Raw genomic sequence first — 23,275 nt, 5'->3', positions numbered from 1 at the left:
CTTAATATCCACAGAAAACCGGACCGGCTGGTTAACAAGGCCTTATAAAGGGTCGCTCAGCTTAGAGCGGCATGCCCGAAAACTTTGCCACAAGCTCGGGCAGCTTCCGCGCACCGAATTTCTGTAAAAGCCGCGCGCGATGGGCTTCGACCGTGCGATAGCTCAGGCCCAGCACAAGGCCGATCTCTTTCGAGGTTTTGCCCTGACAGGTCAGAATGGCCACCTCTCGTTCGCGCGCGGTCAGTTCGACCACGGGGCGTTCGGAAGACAGATCAGCAAAGCTCCACACCCCTTGTTTGAACGGATCCTGCGGGGTCAGGCTGGTGCCGCGCACACGACACCAAAACAGCGTTCCATCCAGCCGCCGCATCACCCGTTCATCTTCGTAACGTCCTGTTTCCCTTAGGATATCCCCGCCAACACGGGCGACTTTTTCATAGTCGTTCAGTGACGGGTAAAGCCGTTCCAAAGGCATGTTGTGAAAGCTCACCACATCTGCGCCAAACACTTCGGCAAAGCGCAGATTGCACCGTCTTACGATCCGGTTTTCGGTCAGGGCAAGCCCGGTTGGGGCGTGCATGAAAGCCAGATCCATTTCTTGCGATGCATCATTCATTTGACCATCCTGCCAAAGCTCGGCGGGGAATACAAATGGGTTGCGTAGTAATACGGGGGTTGTCGCGCCGGGCAGGGCTGGCTGATAAAGTGTCCTGCCATAAACCCGAGAAATGGGTTTGGGGCAGGGCGTGCGGAACACTGATATGTTGCGCAGCGCCCGACCTTTACCCTGTCTCAGGTTAAAGGTCGGACGCTTTGGTCCTGCGTGACAATGACGGAGATGTGCCATGAACCTTGCGCTTTGGCTGGAACGCATTGCCCAGATATCAGGGGAACGCCCGGCAATCTTTCGCGGGGCCGTGCAGGAATATAACTATGCGGGCTTCTACCGTGCAGCGCAGGGGCTGGCAGGGGCGCTGGCGGCGCGTGGCATCGGGCCGGGAGACCGGGTTGCGCTGTTCATGAAAAACTGCCCAGAATACCTGTTGGGGTTTTTCGGCGTTTGGGGGCTTGGGGCTGCGGTGGTGCCGATCAATGCCAAGCTTCATGCGCGCGAGGCGGCGTATATTCTTGAAAATGCAGGCGCGTCCCTGGCGCTGGTCACGGATGACTTAGGCGCGGAGTTGCAGGCGGTGACAAATGTGCCATTGATTTCGGTCGAGGGGCAGGCGTTTTCGCAAATGTGTGCAGCGGACCCGATCGCCTTTGCGCCGCGCGGTGATGATGATCTTGCGTGGCTTTTTTACACGTCCGGCACCACGGGCCGGCCCAAGGGGGTCTATATCAGTCATGCGATGATCCGCGCGGCATCCATGTCCTATCTACTTGATTGTGATGAGGTTTCTCCTGATGACGCGGTGTATTACATGGCGCCGATGAGCCACGGGGCAGGCATTTACGCCCCCATTCACGTGGCCAAAGGTGCCCGTCATATCACCCCGGCCTCTGGCGGATTTGACGAGGTGGAGTTGCTGGAGACGGCCCAAAATCAGGGTCCGCTTCAGATGTTCATGGCCCCCACAATGGTGCGCCGCTTCACCGATATTGCCAAGTCATTGGGGCGGCGTGGCGAGGGGATCAAAACCATCGTTTATGGCGGTGGCCCGATGTATCTGGCGGATATCGAAGACGCGGTAAGCTGGTTCGGGCCGCGCTTTGTTCAGATTTATGGGCAGGGCGAATGCCCGATGGCGATCTCGGCCCTGTCGCGTGATGATGTGGCGGATCGCACGCATCCGCGTTGGCGGGAACGGTTGGCCTCGGTCGGGCGGGCACAAAGCGTGGTCGAGATCCGTATCGGGGACGAAGGTGGCGCGCCGCTGCCCACCGGAGAAGTGGGAGAAATCATGGTGCGCGGCGTGCCTGTCATGCCCGGCTATTGGAACAATCCCGAGGCCAGCGCCAATACTCTGAAAGATGGCTGGTTGATGACCGGAGATATGGGGTTTCTGGATGAGGATGGCTATTTGACCATGCGGGACCGGTCCAAAGATGTGATCATCTCGGGCGGGACGAATATCTACCCGCGCGAAGTGGAAGAGGCGCTTTTGACCCATCCTGATGTGCAAGAGGTCAGCGTGGTCGGGCGGCCCAGTGAAGACTGGGGAGAGGATGTGGTCGCCTTTGTGGTGCCTGCACCGGATACCACGTTGGACGAGGCTGCACTGGAAGCGCATTGCCTGTCACAAATCGCACGTTTCAAGCGGCCTAAAGCCTATTTCGCCCTGCAAGAATTGCCCAAAAACAACTATGGCAAAGTGTTGAAGACGGAATTGCGCAAGCTGTTGGCCTAAAGCGTTTCGAGATTAACTTGAAACACAAGTTGATTTCGAAACGCCCACAACATTGGTAGGTTCCGTGCGTTTCGTCTCATTGTTGGGCCTCAACAATAAGTCGAAGCGCTTTAAAAAACTGGCATAGAAAAAGGCGCCCTGAACAGAGCGCCTTTTGAAAGTCTTTCCGAACGTATCAGACTGGGCAGGGCGCGGTGCGATAGGTGCCGTCGCCGTTGGAATAGGCGCATTGGTTTGTCTGGTAGTTGCGCGCCACCATGATGCCAGCAGCTGCGCCGGCCAGCGAGCTGATCACGGTCCAGTTTTTGTTCGCGCCGATCGCATTTGCGGTCAGAAGACCAGCGCCGATCCCAGCCACGCCACCAACAATGGTTTTTTCCTGATCGGTCAGCGGGCGATTGCAGGCTGTCGCCGCAAGGGTTGCGACACAGGCAAGGGTCAAAACAGCTTTCTTCATCATATCCTCCTGGATGAAATATAAACTCATTGTGAATCTATGCCCGGGCAGGGTCAAGCGCATCCGAATGGCGGAAAACCCGACCTTTCAGGCGGGAACCTGCTTATCAAAAAAATGGCCGACGGGGTGCCGCCGGCCATCAGGAAGTGAGGGGCCCCGACCCGGGGACCGCTCGGGGAGTATCAGACCTTAGATGGCAAGGTATTCCATGCGCAGCGCTTCGTTGTCCAAAACCTCTTGCGCGGTGCCGTCAAAGACCACTTTACCGGTGTCCAGGATCACGGCGCGATCCGCCAGTTCCAGCGCGCGCACGGCGTTCTGTTCGACGATCACGGTGGTGATGCCCTGTTCCTTGATGATGTTGAGCGTCTTTTCGATCTCGTCCACGATCACCGGGGCAAGGCCTTCGTAAGGCTCGTCCAGAAGCAGCACCTTGATGTCACGGGCCAGCGCGCGGGCAATGGCCAGCATCTGCTGTTCGCCGCCCGACAGGGTGGTGCCTTCTTGTTTGCGGCGCTCTTTCAGGCGCGGGAACAGCTCGTAAATCCGGTCCAGCGACCAGCCCACGGGCTCGATGATCTGCGCCAGCTGCAGGTTTTCCTCGACCGTCAGACCCTGAATGATCCGGCGATCTTCTGGCACCAGCGCCATGCCCATCTGTGCCGCCTCATAGCTTTTGCGGTCATGCAGGTGGTTGTGGTCCAGCCAGACCTCGCCATGGGTGATCATCGGTTCGTCCAACCGGGCAATCGCGCGCAGGGTCGAGGTTTTGCCCGCCCCGTTGCGCCCCAGAAGGGCAAGGATTTCACCCTCATGCACCGTGAAGCTCACGCCCTGTACGATGTAGCTCTCGCCATAATACGCGTGCAGATCCCAGACCGAGAAATAGGCGGGCGCGGTGGCGGCCTTGTTCTGGAACTTCGAAAAGTCGCGCTTTTCCCGCTTTGTGTGATCCGCGGGGTCGATCAGTTTTTCTTCTGCCATGTGTCTGACCTCTCTTAATGCGCCTCACCCAGATAGGCTTCTTGAACCTTCGGGTGGCCTTTGATGTTTTCGGGCGTGTCTTCGACCAGCGGCGTGCCCTGCGCCAGAACGGTGATCCGTTCGGCCAGGCTGAACACCACATGCATGTCGTGTTCGATGATCGCCATGGTGATGTCGCGCTTCTCCTTGATCTCCTTTAGCAGGTCGATCGTGTTGTTGGTGTCGGCGCGCGCCATGCCCGCGGTGGGTTCGTCCAGCAGCAGAAGCTTCGGCTCCTGCACCAGACACATGGCCATTTCCAACCGGCGTTTGTCACCGCGCGACATCGAGGCCGCGTGCATGTGCCGTTTGTCGATCATGTTCACGTCGATCAGCATCTGCTCGGCTTTTTCGACCAGCTCTTTCTCGTTCTCCACACCTTCGAAAGCGTGCAGGCGGAAGGCACCGTCGCGTTTGGCAAAACAGGGGATCATCATGTTTTCCATGACGTTCAGATCTCCGAAGATCTCTGGCGTCTGGAACACGCGACTGATGCCCATCTGGTTGATTTCGGCAGGGGTGCGCCCCAGAACCGACTGGCCGTCAAACATGACGCTGCCGGTATCCGGGATCAACTTGCCAACAAAGCAGTTCAGCAGTGTCGACTTGCCAGCCCCGTTTGGCCCGATGATCGCGTGTACAGTGTTCTCGGCCACGCTGAGGTTCACATCCCCCAGTGCCTGAAGGCCACCGAAGCGTTTGCCCACGTCTTTGACTTCAAGAAGTCCCATCTGTGCGTCTCCTTCTTATTCGGCCACGTGGGGCGCGTGTTTCGGGGAATGCGCGGCGTCGTCATCGTCGCCACCCTTCTTGCGCGTAAACAGCGCCTTGATGCGTTGGCCGCCTTCCACAAGCCCGCCGGGCAGGAAGATCACGACCACCATGAACAGAAGGCCTGACGTCAGGTGCCAGCTTTTGCCCACGAAGAAGTGGCTGAAGCCGATCACGAGGCTTTCCAGCCCGTCGGGCATCCAGCCAAACCAGCCGTGCAGAACCTGATCGTTGATCTTGGAAAAGATGTTTTCCATGTATTTGATCACGCCTGCGCCCAGAACCGGGCCCATCATGGTGCCGACACCGCCAAGGATGGTCATCAAAACCACCTCGCCCGAGGCCGTCCACTGCATGCGTTCAGCCCCTGCCAGCGGGTCCATCGAGGCCATCAGGCCGCCCGCAAGACCGGCATACATGCCCGAGATCACAAAGGCCGCCAGCGTGTAGGGGCGCGAGTTCAGGCCCGTATAGTTCAGACGGGTCTGGTTGGTCTTGATCGCGCGCAGCATCAGGCCGAAGGGCGACCGGAAGATGCGCAGGCTGAGGTAGAAGGCGGCAATCGCGATCACGGCGCAGAAGTAGTAGCCGTTGTTGAAGGTGAAGACCCAGTCGCCCACGTTGATCTTGGCCGATTGGTTCATCACGATGCCGAAGAAATGCGGGCTGTTGGGCTCGTTTGCGCCCATCAGGATCTGCGGGTCATTGGTATAGACCTGCAGGCCCGTTTCCCCGTTGGTAATCGGGGTCAGCACCGAATAGGCAAGGTTGAAGCTCATCTGTGCGAAGGCCAGCGTCAGGATCGAGAAGTAGATGCCCGAGCGACGCAGGCTGACATAGCCGATCAGAAGGGCAAAGAGGCCCGACATGACCACTGCCAGCGGCAGGCCGTAGATCACGTTGTAATCCAGAAGCTTATACATCCAGACGACCGAGTAAGAGCCGATCCCCAGGAAGGCCGCGTGGCCAAAGGACAGGTAGCCGGTCAGGCCGAAGAGGATGTTGAAGCCAATCGCGAAGATGCCAAAGATGGCAAAGCGCTGCATCAGGTCCGGGTAGCCTGCGTTGAACTGCGCCAGGCCCGAGCCTTCGGGGAAGGGTTGCAACAGGATCGGTGTCGCCATGGTCAGGGCGATGACGATCAAGAGGAAGCGGGTGTCTTTTTTGTTCAGTCCAAGCATGTCTTATTCCTCCATCACGCCTTTGCGACCCATCAGACCACGCGGACGGGTCAGAAGGATCAGGATGGCAACGAGGTAGATGATGATCTGGTCGATGCCGGGCACGATGGACTTGATCCAGTTCATCGAGGCGAAGCTCTCCAGAATTCCCAGCATGAAGCCTGCGGCGACAGCGCCGGGCAGGCTGCCCATGCCGCCCACAACCACCACGACGAAGCTCAGGACCAGAAAGTCCATACCCATGTGGTAGTTGGGCGAGTTGATTGGCGCATACATCACGCCCGCAAGCCCCGCCACGGCGGCGGCGATGCCGAACATGATGGTGAAGCGGCGGTCGATATTGATGCCCAGAAGGCCCACGGTTTCGCGGTCCTGCATGCCGGCGCGCACCACCATCCCGAAGGTGGTGAATTGCAAAAAGGCAAAGACTGCACCGATCACGACGGCGGCGAAGAAGAAATAGACCATGCGCCAGTAGGGGTAGATGATCGTATTGGCGTCAAAGCCCAGCAAGACGCCGAAATCAAACGACCCCCGGAACGCATCCGGCGCGCCCGTGGGGATCGGGTTGGCACCAAAGAAGTATTTCACCAGTTCCTGCAGTACAATCGCCAGACCGAAGGTCACAAGGATCTGGTCCGCATGGGGGCGTTTGTAGAAGTGTTTGATCAGCCCGCGTTCCATCACGTAGCCGACCAGAAGCATGATCGGGATCGAGAAGAGGATCGCAAGCGGCACCGCCCAGTCGATGATCGAGGCGCCCATCTCGGGGCCGAACCAGCTTTCCACGTAAGGTGTCTTCACCTTCAGCGGATTGCCCAGAAAGTCTTTCTGCGTCGGGTCGACCGTCTCGAACGAGAGGCCGAACAACCGTTGCAGGGTCACAGCACAGAAGGCGCCGATCATGAACAGCGCCCCGTGGGCGAAGTTCACGACACCCAATGTGCCGAAAATGAGAGTAAGGCCCAATGCGATCATCGCATAGGCCGAGCCTTTGTCGAGGCCGTTCAGGATTTGAAGCAGGATGGCGTCCATTGTCCCCACCTTTGGATGTAACCAGCCCTTCCGGTTGCCTTGATCGGCCCGGTCAGGGAGGGCCGTGCGGGGGATCTCCCGCACGGCCGGTTTCTTGATTTAAGGTTGCGAAACGGGGGCTTATGCGCCGCCGTTACACTGACCCAGGTTGCCACCGGCAAACATCGGGTGCTCGGGATCATAGGTCACCTGAGCCGCCGGGGTCACTTCCACAACTTCCAGAAGGTCGAACTCTGAAGTCGGGTTGTCTTTACCCTTCACAACCAGCACGTCTTTGAAGCACTGGTGGTCGTCGGCGCGGTAGACGGTCTTGCCGTTGCCCAGCCCGTCGAACTCGAAGCCTTCCAGGGCTTCGGCCACGCCGCACGGGTTGAAGGTGCCCGCGCGCTGACAGGCGTCTGCATAAAGCAGGGTCTGACAGTAAACGGTGTGGGCAGCCTGCGACGGCGGGAAGCCATATTTGGTGCCGAAGGACTTCACGAAGGCCTGCGAGCCTTCATCGGTCAGCGACCAGTGCCAGTTGGTGGAGCCAAGGATACCCTTGATGTTCTCACCTGCACCACGTGCCATCAGACGCGAGAAGAGCGGCACGACGATCTCGAAGTTGCGACCGTTCACCTGCTTTTCACGCAGACCGAACTGAACAGCGTTGGTCAGCGAGTTCACCATGTTGCCGCCGTAGTGGTTCAGCACCAGAACGTCTGCATCTGTCTGCAGAACCGGCGTGATGTAGGACGAGAAGTCGGTGGCCGACAGCGGCGTTTTCACGGCGTTGACAGTTTCCCAACCCAGCGCCTCGGTGGCGGCGGTGATCGACGCTTCCTGGGTCCAGCCCCAGGTGTAGTCGGCGGTCAGGTGATAGGCTTTACGGTCAGCACCGTAACGCGCGGCCAGCACCGGTGCCAGCGCGGCACCCGACATGTAGGCGTTGAAGAAGTGACGGAAACCGTTCGCCTTCTTGTCTTTGCCGGTGGTGTCGTTGGAGTGGGTCAGACCGGCCATGAAGATCACGCCAGCTTCCTGACACAGACCCTGCACAGCAATCGCAACACCCGAGCTTGATCCGCCGGTGATCATCACCGCGCCGTCTTTTTCGATCATCGACTTGGCCGATGCGCGGGCAGCGTCAGACTTGGTCTGGGTGTCGCCGGTCACGAACTCGACCTTCTTGCCCAGGATGCCGTTGCCCTGCAGTTCTTTCGACGAGAAGGTGTTCAGCATGCCGCCGTCGCCTTCGCCGTTCAGGTGTTCCACGGCCAGCTGATAGGCGCGCAGTTCGTCGGCACCCTCGTCAGCGTAAGGGCCGGTCTGGGGCACGTTGAAGCCCAGCGTGACCGAACCACCGGTAGGTTCATTGGTATAGGCTGCCGCGCTGGATGCGGTGAAAATGGTCGGTAGTGCAACGCCGGCACCGGCGATGGCACCCGACTTCAATACGCCGCGACGCGTCAGGTTTGAATTGGACATTTTATTCCTCCCGTTTGGACATTTTCGGGTCAGAGCCTCCTCCGCTTTTAACCCGCCCCAATGACTTGGGGACCCTTTACAGGGCTTTTCCAGTTTACGGGGCGATCAGAAAACTCCGCAACAAATGCTTTTAACGAAACGATTTTTTTGTAAACAAATGAACATGAACATGTTATGAGTTGTAAACTATTTTTCGCGCAGGTGCAGAAAGTGTCCGAAAACGCTAGGAAATCCCGATGCCTCAATCCCGCCTGACCGGCAGCCGTATCCGTGAACGCCGCCTGTTTTTGGGGCAAAAGCAATCAAAGCTGGCGAAAGCTGTCGGAATCTCGGCGGCCTACCTGAATCTGATTGAACATAATCGACGCAGAATCGGTGGCAAGCTGTTGCAGGACATTGCCCGCGAGCTGGACACTGATCCGATGGCCCTGACCGAGGGGGCCGAGGCCGCGCTTCTGGGGGCTTTGCGCGAAGCCGGTCAGCGCCATCCGGAAACCGAGGCAGAGCTGCACCGGGCCGAAGATCTGGCAGGCCGGTTTCCCGGCTGGTCATCGCTGGTGGCCACGCAGCATCAGCGGGTGCGTGATCTGGAAAGCTTGGTCGAAGCCCTGTCAGACAGATTGACCCATGACCCGGAACTTGCGGCGTCGCTGCACGAGGTGATCTCGGCGGTGACGGCCATCCGTTCGACCGCGGCGATCCTGTCGGAGGGCGGGGATGTGGACCCGGACTGGCAGTCTCGTTTTTTGCGCAACCTGCGTGAAGAGGGGCGGCGCCTGTCAGGTGCTGCGCAGGGTTTGGTGGAATATCTGGATGCGGGCACCGGGCAGGATATGGCCCCTGTCGCCCCGGGTGAAGAACTGGCGGTTTTCCTTGAGGGGCGCGGGCACCATTTGCCGGAATTAGAGGCGGTGGCTGATGCGGGCCATGATCTGGCGCAGACCGATGCGGCCATCAGCGATTTGACCGGGCAGCTGGCCGCCTTTGAAACGGCCGAAGCGCGGGGCATGGCGCGCCGCCATTTCGATCAATATCTCGGCGATGCCGCTGCCATGCCTTTGCAGCGCTTTCAGGCGGCCGTTGAAGAATTGGGGCCGGACCTGTCCGCCCTTGCGACCCGGTTCAGCCAGCAATTGCCCGCCGTGATGCGTCGCCTGGCGTTTCTGCCGCAAGAGGCTGGATTGCCGGGGGCAGGGATCGTGTCATGTGACGGGTCGGGGGCATTGGTTTTGCGCAAGGCGCTGCCCGGATTTGCCATTCCGCGGTTCGGCGCGGCTTGCCCATATTGGCCGCTTTATCAAGCGCTGAGCCATCCCGGACAGCCCTGCCGCGCGGTGGTCGAACAGCCCGGCCCCACGCCGCGCCGGTTCCTGTGCATGGCAATCTGTCTGCCCAAAGGGGTGCTGGATTTCAAACTTCCACCGACGCTTGAGGCGGTCATGCTGATCCTGCCGGAAGAGGATTGGCTGGCGCATCTTTCCGGGCGTGCGGATGAGGGCAGCGCCTTGGCCGCGTTTTCCGGCAGCACGGGCGGACGAGATGAAGCCCTGCCGGTCGGGTCGACCTGTCGGGTGTGCCCACGGACCGGCTGCTTGGCCCGCAGAGAGGCCTCGATCCTGTCCGGTGCGCGTTAAAGTTGCACATCAAGGGCCTATTGCATCAGTATTGTCAGGTGTTAGCGCCTTTTCTTTGACATGTCCGGGCGCATCCGAGATAGTCGTTCAAGGCCCGGTCGCGAACCGGTTCCGGGCCTGCGTGGGGAGGAATGCATGTCAAAACAGGTGCTCGTGATCGAGGATGAACCCAATATCGTCGAGGCGATCAGTTTCATCCTGTCTCGCGATGGCTGGACGGTGTCGACCCATGCCAATGGAGAAACGGCGGTTCAGGCCGTGCAAGAGGCTGGGCCGGATGTGTTGATCCTTGACGTGATGCTGCCCGGTCGGTCGGGCTATGATATTTTGCAAGATCTTCGTGCCGATGGGGCGACCCGCGATTTGCCGGTTCTCATGCTGACCGCGCGTGGACAACAAACCGATCGTGATCTGGCCGCACGCCTTGGGGTCAGCAAGTTCATGACCAAACCGTTTTCCAATGCAGAAGTTCTTGAAACCCTTCGGGAAATTTCTCCGTAAACGAGGCCAGCCATGCGTGTTCAGATCCATCAGGTCAGGGCCGCATTTGCGGGGTATCGAGGTGACGGGGGGCGCGTGGCATGAGAGCACGCCGGGAACCGTTATTCCTTGAGCGACTGAGTTACCGCCGCCGCCGGGTGGAGGATGCCGCGCGACTTTTGCCGCTGCTTGGCGCTTTTTTGTTCTTGCTGCCGCTTTTGGCGCGGTATGCCTCGGTTGCGCAGCGCGGGCTTTATGTGTTTTTGGTCTGGTTCGGGTTGATCGCCGGGGCCGCTTTGATATCGCGGGCGCTGGCGCGCATGCCGACGGTCGATGGGGACGACGAAGGCGGGGCGCACGGGGATGTCGGGGATGCAAAGACCCAACCTGCGGCCCATGCACATGACAAGGCCAGCTCTGGGTCCGTCCCGGCCCCGAAAACGGGCCCTAGATCAGGAACCTCCGCATGATCAGTTTCAACACGCTGGTTTTTGTGTGCCTGCTCTATGTGATCGTTTTGTTTCTGGTGGCTTTTGGTGCGGACCGCTCTGCGCGCCGTCATCAAAGCCGCTTTCTGACCTCGCCGATGATCTACACGCTGTCACTGTCGGTCTATTGCACGGCGTGGACCTTTTACGGCGCGGTGGGATATGCGGCGCGCTCCGGGCTGGAGTTTGTCACCATCTATCTTGGCCCGACGCTTGTTATGGTGGGCTGGTGGTGGCTCTTGCGCAAGCTGGTACGGGTGGGGCGCAGCCAGCGGATTACCTCGATCGCTGACCTTCTGTCATCGCGCTATGGCAAGTCTAACCTGCTGGGCGTGATCGTGACGCTGATCGCGGTGGTCGGCACCACGCCTTATATCGCATTGCAGCTGCAATCCGTGACGCTTTCCTTTGCGGTTTTTGCGGAAAACCGCCCTGAAGGCTGGGCGCTGGCGGACCGTGAAACGACCTCTTTATGGGTGGCGGCGGGGCTCGCGGTGTTCACCATCCTTTTTGGCACCCGCAATCTTGATGTGAATGAACGCCACCATGGCGTGGTCATCGCCATCGCGGTCGAGGCCGTGGTCAAGCTTGTGGCGCTGATGGCCGTGGGGGCCTTTGTGGTCTGGGGGGTCGGCGGGGGACCGTCGGGCATCTATCAGGCAATCACCGAGGCGGCGACCCGTGTGCCCGAAGAGGCTTGGGCCTTGCGTGGCGGGCGCTGGGTCGGGCTGACCTTCCTGTCCGCCGCCGCATTCCTGACGCTGCCGCGGATGTTTCAGGTGTTGGTGGTGGAAAACATCGATGAACGGCAATTGTCGACGGCATCCTGGGCCTTTCCCTCCTACCTGTTTTTGATGAGCCTCTTTGTCCTGCCGATTGCGGTTATGGGCCTGTCCATTCTGCCCGAAGGCTCCAACCCGGACCTTTTCGTGCTGACAATCCCGCTGCATTTCGACCAGCAGATGCTCGCCATGCTGTCCTTCCTTGGCGGGTTCAGCTCGGCGACGTCGATGGTGATCGTGGCGGCCATCGCGCTGTCGACCATGGTGTCGAACCACATCGTGATGCCGATCTGGCTGTCGACCCGCCCCGGCGGCGCGTCAATGGCCGGGGATGTGCGTCAGTTGCTGCTTTATGCACGCCGGATCTCGATCGCGGCGGTGCTTGCGCTGGGCTATCTTTATTACCAGATGTCCGGCGGTGGCGCGGCGCTTGCCGCAATCGGGTTGATTTCCTTTGCTGGCGTGGCGCAGGTTTTGCCGGCGCTGGTGGGCGGGCTTTTCTGGCGCGGTGCCTCGCGCAGCGGGGCGGCGGCGGGTCTGCTGACAGGTTTCGCGATCTGGGCTTACACGCTGTTTCTGCCCAGCGTGGGCGGCGCAGGCGTGATGAGCGCCGAGCTCTTGGCCAATGGTCCCTTTGGTCTATCGCTTTTGCGCCCGCAGGCGCTGTTTGGCGTGACCGGGTTGGACCCGGTGGTGCATGCGCTGTTTTGGTCCATGGCCCTGAACACGGCAGCCCTTGTGGCCGTGTCGCTGATCACCTTCCCCGGCCCGTTGGAGCGCCTTCAGGGCGCGCAGTTCGTCAATGTTCTGGATCACACCAGCGCCACACAGCGCTGGACGCATGGCATCGCTGCGGCGGAAGATCTGTTGGTGATGGCGCAGCGCATCATGGGGGCCGACGAGGCGCAATCACTGTTTCAGGCCGAAGCGCGTGGGCAGGGAAAAGAGGGCTATCTGCCTGATACCACACCAGATTTCATCTCGCGTCTGGAGCGGGCTTTGTCCGGTTCGGTCGGGGCCGCGACCGCTCATGCGATGATCGCACAGATCATGGGGGGCGAAACCGTTTCTGTCGACGATCTGATGGCCGTGGCTGATGAGACGGCGCAGATGCGCGAGTATTCGTTGCAGCTGGAAGAGAAGCAAAAAGAGCTGACGTCAACCGCGCGCCAACTGTCGGATGCCAACCGCAAGCTGACGCAATTGTCGATCCAGAAAGACGCGTTTCTCAGCCAGATCAGCCATGAATTGCGCACGCCCATGACCTCGATCCGGGCGTTTTCGGAAATTCTGCGCGATGGCGGCACCGCGCAGCCAGAGGCCGCCGAACGCCACGCGGCGATCATTCATGGCGAGGCCGTGCGTCTGACCGGGCTGTTGGACGATCTTCTGGACCTCAGCGTGTTGGAAAACGGTCAGGTACAGCTCAACATGCAATACGAGGCGCTTTCTTCGGTGCTGGATCGGGCCGAGGCGGCAACCAGCTCTTTGGTTGAAGCGCAGGGGCTGTCGGTTCTGCGCAAACCGCATCGTGAAGAGGTCATGCTGAACACGGATACGGACCGGCTGACGCAGGTGTTCATCAACCTGATCGCCAATGCCGCCAAATACTGTGATGCGCCTGAGAAAGAGCTGAAAATCCGCGTGAAGCAAGGCGACGGCCTGTTGCGTTTGGATTTTGTCGATAACGGCAAGGGCATCCCGCCCGAAAGCGAGGCTGTGATTTTCGAGAAGTTCTCGCGCCTGTCTGATCAGGCGGCGGCCGGGGGGGCGGGGCTTGGTCTTGCCATCTGCCGCGAGATCATGGGCAAACTGGGTGGGACCATCACCTATCTGCCAGGCCAAAGCGGGGCGGCGTTTCGGGTCACGCTTCCGTTGGAAAAAACAGCCTGATTTCGGCGGAAATAAACGAATTGTAAACCTTGTCTTGGCACATCTGGTTCAAACGCTTTTTCACAAAGCGCTTTCGACAACGACATGCAGGACGGATATGGCCGATCAGGACATGACCAGCGCGATCCGGCGCAAAGCCGGTGCCGGGCGTCCCCCGCCCGAAATCTCGCCGACCACATCAGGGTCGGCACTGCGCATGGCGTTGTCCAAATCGGCCGAGGATGTGGCGGCGTTGATCGCGGCGCCCATCGGGGTTGATGAAGACCGCATGACCCTCGAGACACTCACGGAAAAAGTGGTCGAACACAGCCTGCTCATTCTTGTGGAAGGACCGGGAAGCGCGTTTGGGCTGGTGGTTTTGGACCCGAATGTGATGGCCGCACTGGTCGAAGTTCAGACAACGGGTCGCGTGGTGCCGACCCCCGCCGTGCCACGCGCGCCCACGCGCACGGATGCGATCATGTGTTCTGATTTCGTCGACAAGCTGCTTGAGCTGTTTGAAGTCAATGCCGCGCAGGCCCAGTTGCCGCTGGCGGATGCGGTGTCAGGCTATCGCTACGCGTTGCGGCTTGCGGATATGCGCGCGGCAAACATGGCGCTGGAAAATGTGCCTTATCGGGTCTTGTCGGCACAATTGGATTTGGATGGAGGTGCCAAAGAGGGCAATCTTCTGATCGTGTTGCCTTTCGATCCCCCCGCACCGCGCCATGTTGCGATGGATGACAGCGATGGGGCGGCCTCGGGGCAGGGGGATATGGCGCAGATTGTCGAAGGCACCGAAGCCAGATTGCATGCCGTTCTGAACCGCGTGGGCATGACTGTGGCGGATGTCTCGGGGCTTGAGGTTGGCATGATGTTGCCTCTGGCGCGCGAAAAGCTGGGGCAGGTTGACCTTGTTGATGTGTCTGGTCAGGTCGTGTCGCAGTGTCGGCTGGGCCAGCAAGGTGGTCGGCGCGCCTTGCGGATTGGAGAGGCCTATGACGAGACCATGGACCCTGCCGCCTCCGGGTCCATGACAATGGCGCAGCCCGCGCAAATGTCCTTGCCGGATGAGATGGGTTTGCCTGCTTTGGAAGAGCTACCCATGGCGGAAGGCGCGGTTGCGCTTGAATTCGATCAGGCATTGGGAGACGGGGAAATGGCGCCTTTGCCCGGCTCAGATATGCCTGACCTGCCGCCATTGGACGGCGGTCTTGATACGGGTGATTTGCCGGACTTGGGCGATCTGCCAGATATCGGAAACCTGCCCGACTTACCCGAACCGGAAACCGCGTGACCCGCCGGGCGCGACCCACCGCACTAGCCAAAGAACCGCTCATTTTATTGACCTTGATCAAGGTCGCAACGCGGTCTGAATGCCATGCTTTTCCTTGTAAAGGAGGACCGCCATGGTTGACGTTGCCAAATATCGCTCGATGCTTGAAGCCCGGATGAAGGAGCTTGACGTGCGCCTGCACGACATTGAGGAGGAGCTGGACAGCCATCAGTCAAAAGACTGGGAGGAGCTGGCGGTTGAGCGCGAAGAGGATGAGGTTCTCGAAGGGCTGGGCACATCCGGTCAAGCCGAAATCATCAAAATTCGCGCGGCTTTTACCCGTATGGACGAAGGCGAATTTGGCTATTGCGTCGACTGCGGAAGCGAAGTGTCTGCCGAACGTCTGGACGTGCTGCCGCATACGCCGTTTTGCAAAGACTGCGCCGCAAAACACGGCTGAGTGTTCGGCGCATCAGACGCGCAGCTCATCGCATTGGCGCGGTCTGGGAAACAAGGATACTGCCCGCTTGGCCGGTCAGGAAAGGGAGGAACTATGGCATTTGAAGAACTGAAAGCCGCGATTGGTCTTATCTTGGACGAGATCGCAAAGCGCCCCGAAGATCGGCATATTTTGCAAGAACAGCTGCGAGAGAAGATCTCGGAACTGGAAAAAACCGGTCAGCCGGTCCCTGATGACATTCGCAAGTTCGAAAGCGAACTGGAAGACGACGACGCGGATGATCTGTTCGATAATATGCCGATTTAAGCACGGCCGCCCGATCCGGGTGGCCGCCCGGCAACATTCCCGACCAAATGGTCGGAAATGTTGTGCGCCTGTCCGGTTTTCATTGACAACAGGCGCGCTGGTCTGCCCCTTAAGGCAATCTTAAAAGGCAGGAGCGCGGCATGTCCGAAACAGCGAAATCCGATCTCGTCACCTTTGAAACCCGCGAAGGCGTGGCGGTCATAATGATCAACAACCCGCCGGTCAATGCGCTTGGCGCGGATGTCCGCGCTGGGCTACATGCAGCGGTGAAGCGGGCGCAGGATGACACGGCGGTTGGGGCGATTGTCATCGGTGCCGAGGGACGCAGTTTTCCTGCAGGCGCGGATGTACGCGAATTTGGCAAGCCGCGCGCCACGCCGATCCTGTCGCAGGTCTGTGACCTGATCGAAGCGTCTCAAAAGCCAGTAATTGCCGCCATTCACGGGACCGCGCTGGGCGGTGGTTTCGAGATCGCGCTGGCTTGCCATTATCGCATCGCGCAACAGGGTACACGTCTTGGTTTGCCAGAAATCACGTTGGGCGTTCTGCCGGGTGGCGGCGGGACACAGCGCGTGCCCCGGATTACGGGGGCCGGTCCGGCGCTGGAACTGATGATGACCGGAAAGCCGGTCACAGCCGAACGCGCGCAGGCGCTGGGGTTGATCGACCAGATTGCCGAACGCAATGTGGATAAAGCCGCCTTCGCAACCGCGCGCAATATGATTGCCCAAGGCACAGCCCCACGCCCGACACGTGATCGCGCTGAGGGGCTTGGTGATCCCGCGGCTTTTTCGGATGCGGTTGAACATTGGCGCGCACAGGCGGCAAAACGCCCGGTGCCTGCGGCCGCAAAAATCGTGGACTGCGTGGAGCGCGCCATGCTTTTGCCATTCGACAACGGTATCGCCTTTGAGCGCGCCGCTTTTGATGAATGCGAACCTGGCCCCGAGGCCACGGCACTGCGCCATGCCTTCTTTGCCGAACGCCGCGCCGCCAAAGTGCCGGAACTGGCCGGGGCCACGCTGCGAGAGGTTCACAAGATTGGCGTCGTAGGGGCAGGCACGATGGGCGCGGGTATCGCCATTTCCTGTCTGGATGCGGGCTTCCCGGTCACCTTGATTGAGCGCGATCAGGAAGGGTTGGACCGCGGGGTTGCGCGCATCAAAACCAATTATGACCGGTCCATTGCCAAGGGGCGGATTGATACGGCCACGGGTGATGCCCGCATGGCGCGCCTGACCGGAACAACGGATATGGCACAGCTGGCAGATGTGGATCTGGTGATCGAGGCGGTGTTTGAAGACGAACAGGTCAAGCGCGACGTATTTGCTCAATTGGATGCGGTGATGCGTCCGGGCGCCATTCTGGCCACAAACACCTCGTATCTTGATATCAACGCGCTGGCGGCAACGATCTCGCGGCCAGAGGATGTGGTCGGGTATCACTTCTTTTCGCCCGCCCATATCATGAAGCTGCTTGAGGTTGTGGTTGGCGACAAAACCGATCCCAATGTGGTCGCGACCGGGTTCGCGCTGGCCAAGAAGCTGCGCAAAGTGCCGGTGCGGGCTGGCGTGGCTGACGGGTTCATCGGAAACCGCGTGCTGGCTGCGTATCGGCTGGCGGCGGATTTCATGCTGGAGGATGGCGCAAGCCCAGCCCAGATTGACGCGGCAATGCGGGCCTATGGTTTCCCGGTTGGCCCGTATCAAGTGCTTGATATGGCAGGGCTGGATATCTCGTGGGCGCGACGCAAGCGTCTGGCGGCGACACGCGACCCGAACGAACGCTATGTCGCCATTGGTGACCTGATTTGCGAGCAGGGCTGGTTCGGGCAGAAAGCCGGGCGGGGCTACTATGTGCATGATCAGGACAATGGCCCGATCGAAAATCCCGAGGTGCTGGACATCATCGCCGCCGAGCGCGCGCGCAAAGGCATTACTCCGCGTATGTTCAGCCGAGAAGAAATCCAGTCACGCTGTCTGGACGCGATGGCCAATGAAGGCGCGAGACTGTTGGAAGAGGGCGTGGCCCTGCGGCCCTCTGACATCGATGTGGTGAAAATCTTTGGCTACGGGTTCCCGCGTCACAAGGGCGGACCGATGATGGCTGCAGATCAGCGTGGCCTTCTGTCGGTCATGAATGGTCTGAAAGAACGCAGCGCCGAAGAGCCCCGTTTCTGGGCGCCGTCACCGCTGTTCAACGAGTTGATCAAGAACGGGCGCAGGTTTTCGGACATGAACAACGGGTAAGCGCGCGCTTTAGCCCAGCGAAATACCGACAATCACGCACATCAGGCCAATCACTGACAGGCCCAGTGCGCCCATGTTCAGGGCCATGGCTTTCTGGATCCGGGCGCGCAGTTCCGCGTCTTCAAGCCCGGCACGTTTGGCCTTGAGCACTTTCAAAGCGCTGGCGACCAGCCCGGTCAGCCCGATCAAGGACAGGATTGCGCCGATGATGATAAGCCAGTCCATGGTGACCTCCGCAAATTCAGTTGCACGCGGGTAACCCGCCCACGTCGCCCATGCAACCCCTGTCGGCGTTCCCGACCTTGAAGCGGGCGGACGAAGCGGCTACATCAGACCGACTGACACCACGGGCAGTCGTGGAACCGATACCAGGGGCAAAGAGACAGATGGACGATTACAAAGGCGACAACAGCTACCGCGTGACCGCAGATGAACTGCGTCAGTTCATCGAGCGCATTGAGCGGTTGGAAATGGAAAAGAAAGACATTGCCGACCAGCAAAAAGAGGTGATGGCCGAAGCGAAATCGCGCGGCTACGATACCAAGGTCATGCGCAAGGTGATTGCGCTGCGCAAGCGCGACAAGGACGATATTGCCGAAGAAGAAGCGGTGCTTGAGATGTATAAAGAAGCGCTGGGCATGTAAGCGGCCCGTCGCTGACAAGATCGCAGCAAAGATCAAAGCCCGCCACTGTGCGGGCTTTTCTTTTTGAGGTGCAGGTTGGAAAGATCACGCGGTCAGCAGTGTCACGCCCGGAATGCGTTTGATTTCAAGCATGTCATCGTCATAGGCGGCGCATAGCTCTTCCACCAACTCCTCTGTCCAGCCGGGAAGGTCAATCTCTTCCTCGATCTCGTCTTCAATGGCAAAACGTTCCAGAAAGGCTGCGATGACACGGCGGCGTTGAATTTCATTTTGCAACGGGTGACTTGCAAGATACGCGCGCATCCTCTGCATGCCTTCGGGTTGCATGATCTGCCCAAGGATATCGAAGCCGCCCTTCAGCTGTGTGGTTGCGTCCAGGCCGCAGATTTCATGCATGATTTCGGGCCAGATCAGCGGGGTGTCTTCGTTGCACCAAACGGTGACCGAACAGTCGGGATTGGCATCCCGAATGGCGTGTATCGTGTCTGACCAGAACAACGCACGCGGATCCAATTGGGTCATGATCGCGTTGCGCTGTTCGTCTGACAGGCCTGACAGAACTGCGGGCACAAACGTTGCGGGATTGCGCATTCCCATGAAAAAACTCACCCGCAGGTCCGGAAACATGTTGCGCAGCCAGGTCGAGTTGCGTTCAGCCAGCGGGTAAAGTTGTCCGTGTTCCAGCGCGCGGTGGGGCGCGCCAAAAAAGTTCTCATGTCCCAACACCAGGCGGTCGGCATCATCCATATCCACGAGGGTTTCGATCAGAAGGTCCTGCGTGTCCTGACTGGCGCGTTTCCCACCCAGTTTGGACACCACATCGCTGACCAGACTACGATAGCGCCCCGGCCCGGGCACGGCCACGCCTTCCTGCGCCAACCGCCCGCCATTCTTAAGAAGCGACTTAATCAGCTGATCTTCGTCAGTGCGGTGAGCACCAAGGTGAAAAGAGACATGCATTCTGCGTGCGGCCTTTGAAAACTTTCGGTACCATAGGTTGGATTTCTGGACAGTTAAACCTGTTTCAGGCAAAAGGCAGATATGACCGACCAAAACACTCAGATTGCTTCTGCCAAATCGCGCCTGCCGCGCCTTGATGGCTGGTCTGTGGGCGCTGCGTTGATTGCGGTCTTGGTCTTCCTGCCAATCCTTTCAATCCTCTGGTTGGCACTGACGCCGGAAGAAAACGCCTGGCCGCATCTGATGGCAACGACCCTGCCGCGTTATGTCACAAATACGGTGGTCCTGTGTCTGTCCGTCGGGCTTCTTGCGGGGGCTGTGGGAACGGGGTCTGCGTGGTTGATCACCATGTATCGCTTTCCAGGGTCGCGCTGGCTGGAGTGGCTGTTGCTGACCCCTTTGGCGATCCCGGCCTATGTCGGGGCCTATGCGCTGGTGGATTTCCTGGAATATGCCGGGCCTGTTCAAACCGGCTTGCGCGCCTTGTTTGGCTGGGAAAATGCGCGCGACTACTGGTTCCCCGAGATACGGTCGCGTTGGGCGGCAATCGTGGTTCTGACCGCCGCGCTTAACCCTTATGTGTTCCTGCTGGCCCGTGCGTCGTTTCGCGAACAATCCGCAGACAGTTACGAGGTCGCCCGCGCATTGGGCGCAGGCCCCTTCGCGCGGTTCTGGCGCGTTGGGTTGCCATTGACGCGCCCGGCCATTGCGGCCGGCATGGCCATCGTGATGATGGAAACCGTGTCGGATTTCGGCGTCGTTGATTATTTCGCCGTACAGACCCTGACCACGGGTATTTTCACGGTCTGGCTGGAAAGCCACAATGCAGGCGGCGCTGCCCAGATCGCTCTGGTGATCTTGCTGTTTGTCTTTGTGCTGGCCGCGTTTGAGAAAATCAGCCGCTCCCGGTCGCGGTTTTACCGGATGTCGCGACAAAGCCGTCCCATCGCGCCGCGGCAACTTGGCCGCTGGACTGGTCTTTGTGCGCTTGTGGCCTGTGCTCTGCCCTTCCTTGTCGGGTTTGTCCTTCCGGTGGGCGTGCTTCTGGATCACGCGGTGGCCAAACCGGAATACTGGTTCTCGAACGGTCTGGTGTCGGCGCTGATCCATACTCTGACAGTGGGGGGGATCGCGGCGGTTGTGACCGTGATCGGAGCGATCTTTCTGGTCTATGGCGTGCGCCTGTCCGGCCGTGTCTTGCCGCGCAAACTGATGCCGCTGACCACCATTGGCTACGCCGCACCTGGCGCCGTGCTGGGCATCGGCATTCTGATCCCGATGGCTGCGACAGACAATGCGCTGGCCGACGGGGTGCTGGCCGTCACAGGCTGGGACCCCGGCTTGATGATGACAGGCACCGCATTTGCTATCGTCTATGCTTATTGCGTGCGGTTTTTCGCGATTGCGCAAGGTGCGACAGACGCGGCCTTTGACAGGGTGTCCCCCAATCTGCCCATGGCCGCGCGTTCATTGGGACGGTCAGCAAGCGGTGCCTTGTCCGAGGTCTATGTCCCCTTGATCAAAGGCTCCGTCGGCACCGCGCTGCTTTTGGTGTTCGTAGACAGTGTGAAAGAGTTGCCAGCGACACTTCTGCTGCGCCCGTTCAACTACGGAACCCTTGCCACGCGCGTGTACGAACAAGCCTCGCTAGAGCAGTTGGGGCAGGCAGCGCCACCTGCCTTGATGGTCATCGCGGTCGGGTTGCTTGCCGTCGCATTCATGGCGCGCGCAAGCCGCCAATAAATCGCTTGATCCCGCGAAAGGAAGGGCTTAAATGCCCCTTGAGTGCCCCTATAGCTCAGCTGGTAGAGCAACTGATTTGTAATCAGTAGGTCCGCGGTTCGAGTCCGTGTGGGGGCACCATTTTAAATCATTGAAAGTGAATGAAAAATCGTATTGCGCCAGTCTTGACGGACTGTGTTTTTCAAACGTTTTTCAAACACGGACGGGTTTTTCCGCACATTGATTCTGTTAACGCTTTGGTAACCTACTTCTGTTTACGATTCCGTAAGATGCTGACTTCGTGTGCGAGTTTGTCTGCGAGTTAGGGCGTGGATGGACGTGAACCAGCTTCGGGAGATCAAGAACGGCAACGAAGTGAGCAGAGTTTACCGGCTGCCGCTTAAGGCGTTCGACGGCGAACTGATGTGCTTTGATGCCCCGCAGGCGGACAACTGGTACCTTCTGCCGGAACGATTCCTTGAAGGCATCGACTTCGCCTCACGGTTCACCGGGTCTGCACCCAAGACGAGCAGAAAAAAGAAAAAGCCTTCCAAAGCAGAGGCTACAACACCCATCAACTGTGTCCACCTCCACGATGGAAAAACATACGCAACCGACAACAAGTTGGTGATCGAATACGATACGGGCGAGTGCGATCTTAGCTTCTCGCTTTCTGTTCGGCAGGTTCGATTGATCAAGGCGTTTGGCACTGCACCATCCCAAGTGAGCGTCGGAGAAACCGCGCACTTCAGATGGGAGAACGGGAGCAGTCTCTCGCTATGTCATAGCCCGAACAGATCGGTCGACCTTAGTCAGTTGTTCGATCCGCACGATTGGAACGACTTACACAGCATTTCCAACGACTGGCAGGCGCAGGTTATCGGGCATTTCTCTTTCAAACCCGTCCGCGACAACGACGGCTTGATGCAAATCTACCCAGATCGCATCACCGGAGGAGTTTTTGATAACCGCCCTGACACCGAGTTGCGCATCGAAACGCATACGGCGCACGAAGTTGCCTTCGAGCAAGCGACCTTGCTGAACGCCATCAAGATCGCGACTGAGATTAAGTTCGTCCATGATGGCGACCATTCTCGCCTTTTGTTTAGGGGCAAGAACGTGCGAGGCATCGCCGCCTCAAGATACTGGGTGCGGCCATGAGAACCATGAGCGACGGATTGCTTTTCCACCCCGGTGGCACGACTGCCGCTGACGTTCTCAATCGCATGGCAGATGGTACAACGAACTACAACCTTGACGACCCATTCAAACCTGCCATCGACGAAACACTCGACGATTTGGAAGACGTCAGGCGAAAAATCCAAGAAACGAGAGCGCGTCTCGCTGGGCTTGAAAGTGCCGAGAAGCGCCTAACGGCGCGATAAAATGAACAGCAGGCGGCGAAAGAAAGGTTTGTCGAAACCGGCGAAATCGACCCGATACTCATACCTTCCGTTGAGGCTCTCGCGGAAGCCGAAGCGGTGAAGCAACGGGAAGAGATCAAGAATGCGGAAGCCGAAGAATTTGCTCTTTCAGACAACCTGAAAGAGGCGGGTTGGAGGGCAGACAAAACGGTCCGCGTCACCGACACCGAGATCATCGTCACGATCCGCAAGAAACGCACCGATACTCCCGTCGATGTCGAACAGGTCAAAAAGCGGATCGCGAAGGTCGTCGAGAATGCCATGCAGCCGTACCGTGTGGACGACTCCCACTACCGCGGTGTCCTGCGCGAACGCATCGCAAGACGCCCGCAGCAAACAAAGGGGCCGCCTGATGACTGAGATCGCGACCGAGGATGACCTGTGGAAATTGTTCTAAAAGGAACCTCAGAACCACCGCAAGAAAGGCGATGGATTCATTCTTTGGGAGGCGCTTAGCCAGGTACTCAACGCCAAGTCCTTCGGAGACGGCAGGAGCCTTCTCGAAGTGAAAGATGAAAACCGGTTATACTTGGTGGCGAGCAACCAAGCATCCGCAGTCGTGCCACAGCGCGACCTGCGCAAGGTTGGTCGTGCGTTCAACAGCAGCGCGGGCGCTACAATGGTCGGTTATCTTGGAACTAAGCCTGAGGTTTCGTTTTCTCACTAGGAACCGCCAGCACCACGGCCTGCACG

The 23,275-nt window shown here is 59.2% G+C and carries 23 protein-coding genes and 1 tRNA gene; 15 read left to right on the top strand and 9 right to left on the bottom strand.

What is annotated here, in order from left to right; all coding sequences use genetic code 11:
- Nucleotides 1–61: 61 nt before the first annotated feature.
- Complete coding sequence (locus tag ACRY08_RS05775) at nt 62–616, bottom strand: LuxR C-terminal-related transcriptional regulator (RefSeq protein WP_432448940.1); 555 nt, start codon at nt 614–616, stop codon at nt 62–64.
- Between the two features lie 229 nt (nt 617–845).
- Between ACRY08_RS05775 and ACRY08_RS05770 the strand changes: the two genes are divergently transcribed.
- Nucleotides 846–2,351: a class I adenylate-forming enzyme family protein gene (locus ACRY08_RS05770; protein WP_432448939.1), complete on the top strand. Its 1,506-nt coding sequence runs from the start codon at nt 846–848 to the stop codon at nt 2,349–2,351.
- A 175-nt stretch (nt 2,352–2,526) separates the two neighbouring features.
- Here the strand turns inward: ACRY08_RS05770 and ACRY08_RS05765 are convergent, their stop codons facing one another.
- From ACRY08_RS05765 to ACRY08_RS05740, 6 genes are all read right to left on the bottom strand, one after another.
- Nucleotides 2,527–2,838, bottom strand: a complete 312-nt coding sequence (locus ACRY08_RS05765) for a glucose-6-phosphate isomerase (RefSeq protein ID WP_432448938.1) — start codon at nt 2,836–2,838, stop codon at nt 2,527–2,529.
- A 159-nt stretch (nt 2,839–2,997) separates the two neighbouring features.
- A complete protein-coding gene (locus ACRY08_RS05760) occupies nt 2,998–3,792 on the bottom strand; it encodes an ABC transporter ATP-binding protein (RefSeq protein WP_432448937.1) in 795 nt (264 codons plus the stop codon).
- A gap of 14 nt (nt 3,793–3,806) precedes the next feature.
- Nucleotides 3,807–4,562, bottom strand: coding sequence for an ABC transporter ATP-binding protein (locus ACRY08_RS05755; RefSeq protein ID WP_432448936.1), 756 nt, complete (start codon nt 4,560–4,562; stop codon nt 3,807–3,809).
- A 15-nt stretch (nt 4,563–4,577) separates the two neighbouring features.
- The gene (locus ACRY08_RS05750; RefSeq protein WP_432448935.1) at nt 4,578–5,783 is read right to left on the bottom strand and encodes a branched-chain amino acid ABC transporter permease; all 1,206 of its coding nucleotides are present in this window, start codon (nt 5,781–5,783) and stop codon (nt 4,578–4,580) included.
- A 3-nt stretch (nt 5,784–5,786) separates the two neighbouring features.
- The gene (locus tag ACRY08_RS05745; RefSeq protein WP_432448934.1) at nt 5,787–6,818 is read right to left on the bottom strand and encodes a branched-chain amino acid ABC transporter permease; all 1,032 of its coding nucleotides are present in this window, start codon (nt 6,816–6,818) and stop codon (nt 5,787–5,789) included.
- A 120-nt stretch (nt 6,819–6,938) separates the two neighbouring features.
- Nucleotides 6,939–8,285 carry a substrate-binding protein gene (locus ACRY08_RS05740; RefSeq protein WP_432448933.1) on the bottom strand — a complete coding sequence of 449 codons (1,347 nt, stop codon included), beginning with the start codon at nt 8,283–8,285 and terminating at the stop codon, nt 6,939–6,941.
- A 236-nt stretch (nt 8,286–8,521) separates the two neighbouring features.
- Between ACRY08_RS05740 and ACRY08_RS05735 the strand changes: the two genes are divergently transcribed.
- From ACRY08_RS05735 to ACRY08_RS05700, 8 genes are all read left to right on the top strand, one after another.
- Nucleotides 8,522–9,919 carry a short-chain fatty acyl-CoA regulator family protein gene (locus ACRY08_RS05735; RefSeq protein ID WP_432448932.1) on the top strand — a complete coding sequence of 466 codons (1,398 nt, stop codon included), beginning with the start codon at nt 8,522–8,524 and terminating at the stop codon, nt 9,917–9,919.
- A gap of 135 nt (nt 9,920–10,054) precedes the next feature.
- On the top strand, nt 10,055–10,420 hold the full coding sequence (locus ACRY08_RS05730) for a response regulator transcription factor (protein ID WP_432448931.1): 366 nt from the start codon (nt 10,055–10,057) through the stop codon (nt 10,418–10,420).
- Between the two features lie 80 nt (nt 10,421–10,500).
- Nucleotides 10,501–10,869, top strand: a complete 369-nt coding sequence (locus ACRY08_RS05725; RefSeq protein WP_432448930.1) for a hypothetical protein — start codon at nt 10,501–10,503, stop codon at nt 10,867–10,869.
- A complete protein-coding gene (locus tag ACRY08_RS05720) occupies nt 10,866–13,562 on the top strand; it encodes an ATP-binding protein (protein ID WP_432448929.1) in 2,697 nt (898 codons plus the stop codon). The genes ACRY08_RS05725 and ACRY08_RS05720 overlap by 4 nt, the downstream gene beginning before the upstream one ends.
- A 97-nt stretch (nt 13,563–13,659) precedes the next feature.
- Entirely contained in the window at nt 13,660–14,838 is a 1,179-nt protein-coding gene (locus ACRY08_RS05715) for a FliM/FliN family flagellar motor switch protein (protein ID WP_432448928.1), read from the top strand.
- A 112-nt stretch (nt 14,839–14,950) separates the two neighbouring features.
- Nucleotides 14,951–15,277, top strand: coding sequence for a TraR/DksA family transcriptional regulator (locus ACRY08_RS05710; RefSeq protein WP_432448927.1), 327 nt, complete (start codon nt 14,951–14,953; stop codon nt 15,275–15,277).
- A gap of 93 nt (nt 15,278–15,370) precedes the next feature.
- A complete protein-coding gene (locus ACRY08_RS05705) occupies nt 15,371–15,583 on the top strand; it encodes a hypothetical protein (RefSeq protein WP_432448926.1) in 213 nt (70 codons plus the stop codon).
- Nucleotides 15,584–15,723: 140 nt separating this feature from the next.
- Complete coding sequence (locus tag ACRY08_RS05700) at nt 15,724–17,832, top strand: 3-hydroxyacyl-CoA dehydrogenase NAD-binding domain-containing protein (RefSeq protein ID WP_432448925.1); 2,109 nt, start codon at nt 15,724–15,726, stop codon at nt 17,830–17,832.
- Nucleotides 17,833–17,841: 9 nt separating this feature from the next.
- Here the strand turns inward: ACRY08_RS05700 and ACRY08_RS05695 are convergent, their stop codons facing one another.
- The gene (locus tag ACRY08_RS05695) at nt 17,842–18,057 is read right to left on the bottom strand and encodes a hypothetical protein (protein ID WP_432448924.1); all 216 of its coding nucleotides are present in this window, start codon (nt 18,055–18,057) and stop codon (nt 17,842–17,844) included.
- A gap of 161 nt (nt 18,058–18,218) precedes the next feature.
- Between ACRY08_RS05695 and ACRY08_RS05690 the strand changes: the two genes are divergently transcribed.
- The gene (locus tag ACRY08_RS05690) at nt 18,219–18,476 is read left to right on the top strand and encodes a DUF2312 domain-containing protein (protein WP_432448923.1); all 258 of its coding nucleotides are present in this window, start codon (nt 18,219–18,221) and stop codon (nt 18,474–18,476) included.
- 84 nt (nt 18,477–18,560) lie between these two features.
- Here the strand turns inward: ACRY08_RS05690 and ACRY08_RS05685 are convergent, their stop codons facing one another.
- Nucleotides 18,561–19,436 carry a hypothetical protein gene (locus tag ACRY08_RS05685; protein ID WP_432448922.1) on the bottom strand — a complete coding sequence of 292 codons (876 nt, stop codon included), beginning with the start codon at nt 19,434–19,436 and terminating at the stop codon, nt 18,561–18,563.
- An 81-nt stretch (nt 19,437–19,517) separates the two neighbouring features.
- On the opposite strand from ACRY08_RS05685, the gene ACRY08_RS05680 reads away from it, so the two are divergent.
- The 5 genes from ACRY08_RS05680 to ACRY08_RS05660 all read left to right on the top strand — a co-directional run bounded on the left by ACRY08_RS05680 (nt 19,518) and on the right by ACRY08_RS05660 (nt 22,942).
- Nucleotides 19,518–21,179 carry an ABC transporter permease gene (locus tag ACRY08_RS05680; protein WP_432448920.1) on the top strand — a complete coding sequence of 554 codons (1,662 nt, stop codon included), beginning with the start codon at nt 19,518–19,520 and terminating at the stop codon, nt 21,177–21,179.
- 44 nt (nt 21,180–21,223) lie between these two features.
- Nucleotides 21,224–21,299 (top strand) — tRNA-Thr (locus ACRY08_RS05675).
- Nucleotides 21,300–21,491: 192 nt separating this feature from the next.
- Nucleotides 21,492–22,319, top strand: a complete 828-nt coding sequence (locus ACRY08_RS05670; protein ID WP_432448919.1) for a hypothetical protein — start codon at nt 21,492–21,494, stop codon at nt 22,317–22,319.
- Between the two features lie 5 nt (nt 22,320–22,324).
- Entirely contained in the window at nt 22,325–22,543 is a 219-nt protein-coding gene (locus ACRY08_RS05665; RefSeq protein ID WP_432448917.1) for a hypothetical protein, read from the top strand.
- 96 nt (nt 22,544–22,639) lie between these two features.
- Nucleotides 22,640–22,942: a hypothetical protein gene (locus tag ACRY08_RS05660; RefSeq protein WP_432448916.1), complete on the top strand. Its 303-nt coding sequence runs from the start codon at nt 22,640–22,642 to the stop codon at nt 22,940–22,942.
- The last annotated feature ends 333 nt before the right edge of the window (nt 22,943–23,275 follow it).

It is taken from the genome of Aliiroseovarius marinus (genome assembly GCF_050881025.1).
Lineage (GTDB): Bacteria > Pseudomonadota > Alphaproteobacteria > Rhodobacterales > Rhodobacteraceae > Aliiroseovarius > Aliiroseovarius marinus_A.
The sequence above is the reverse complement of the archived record's forward strand: the minus strand, read 5'-3'. Positions and strand labels throughout refer to the sequence as shown.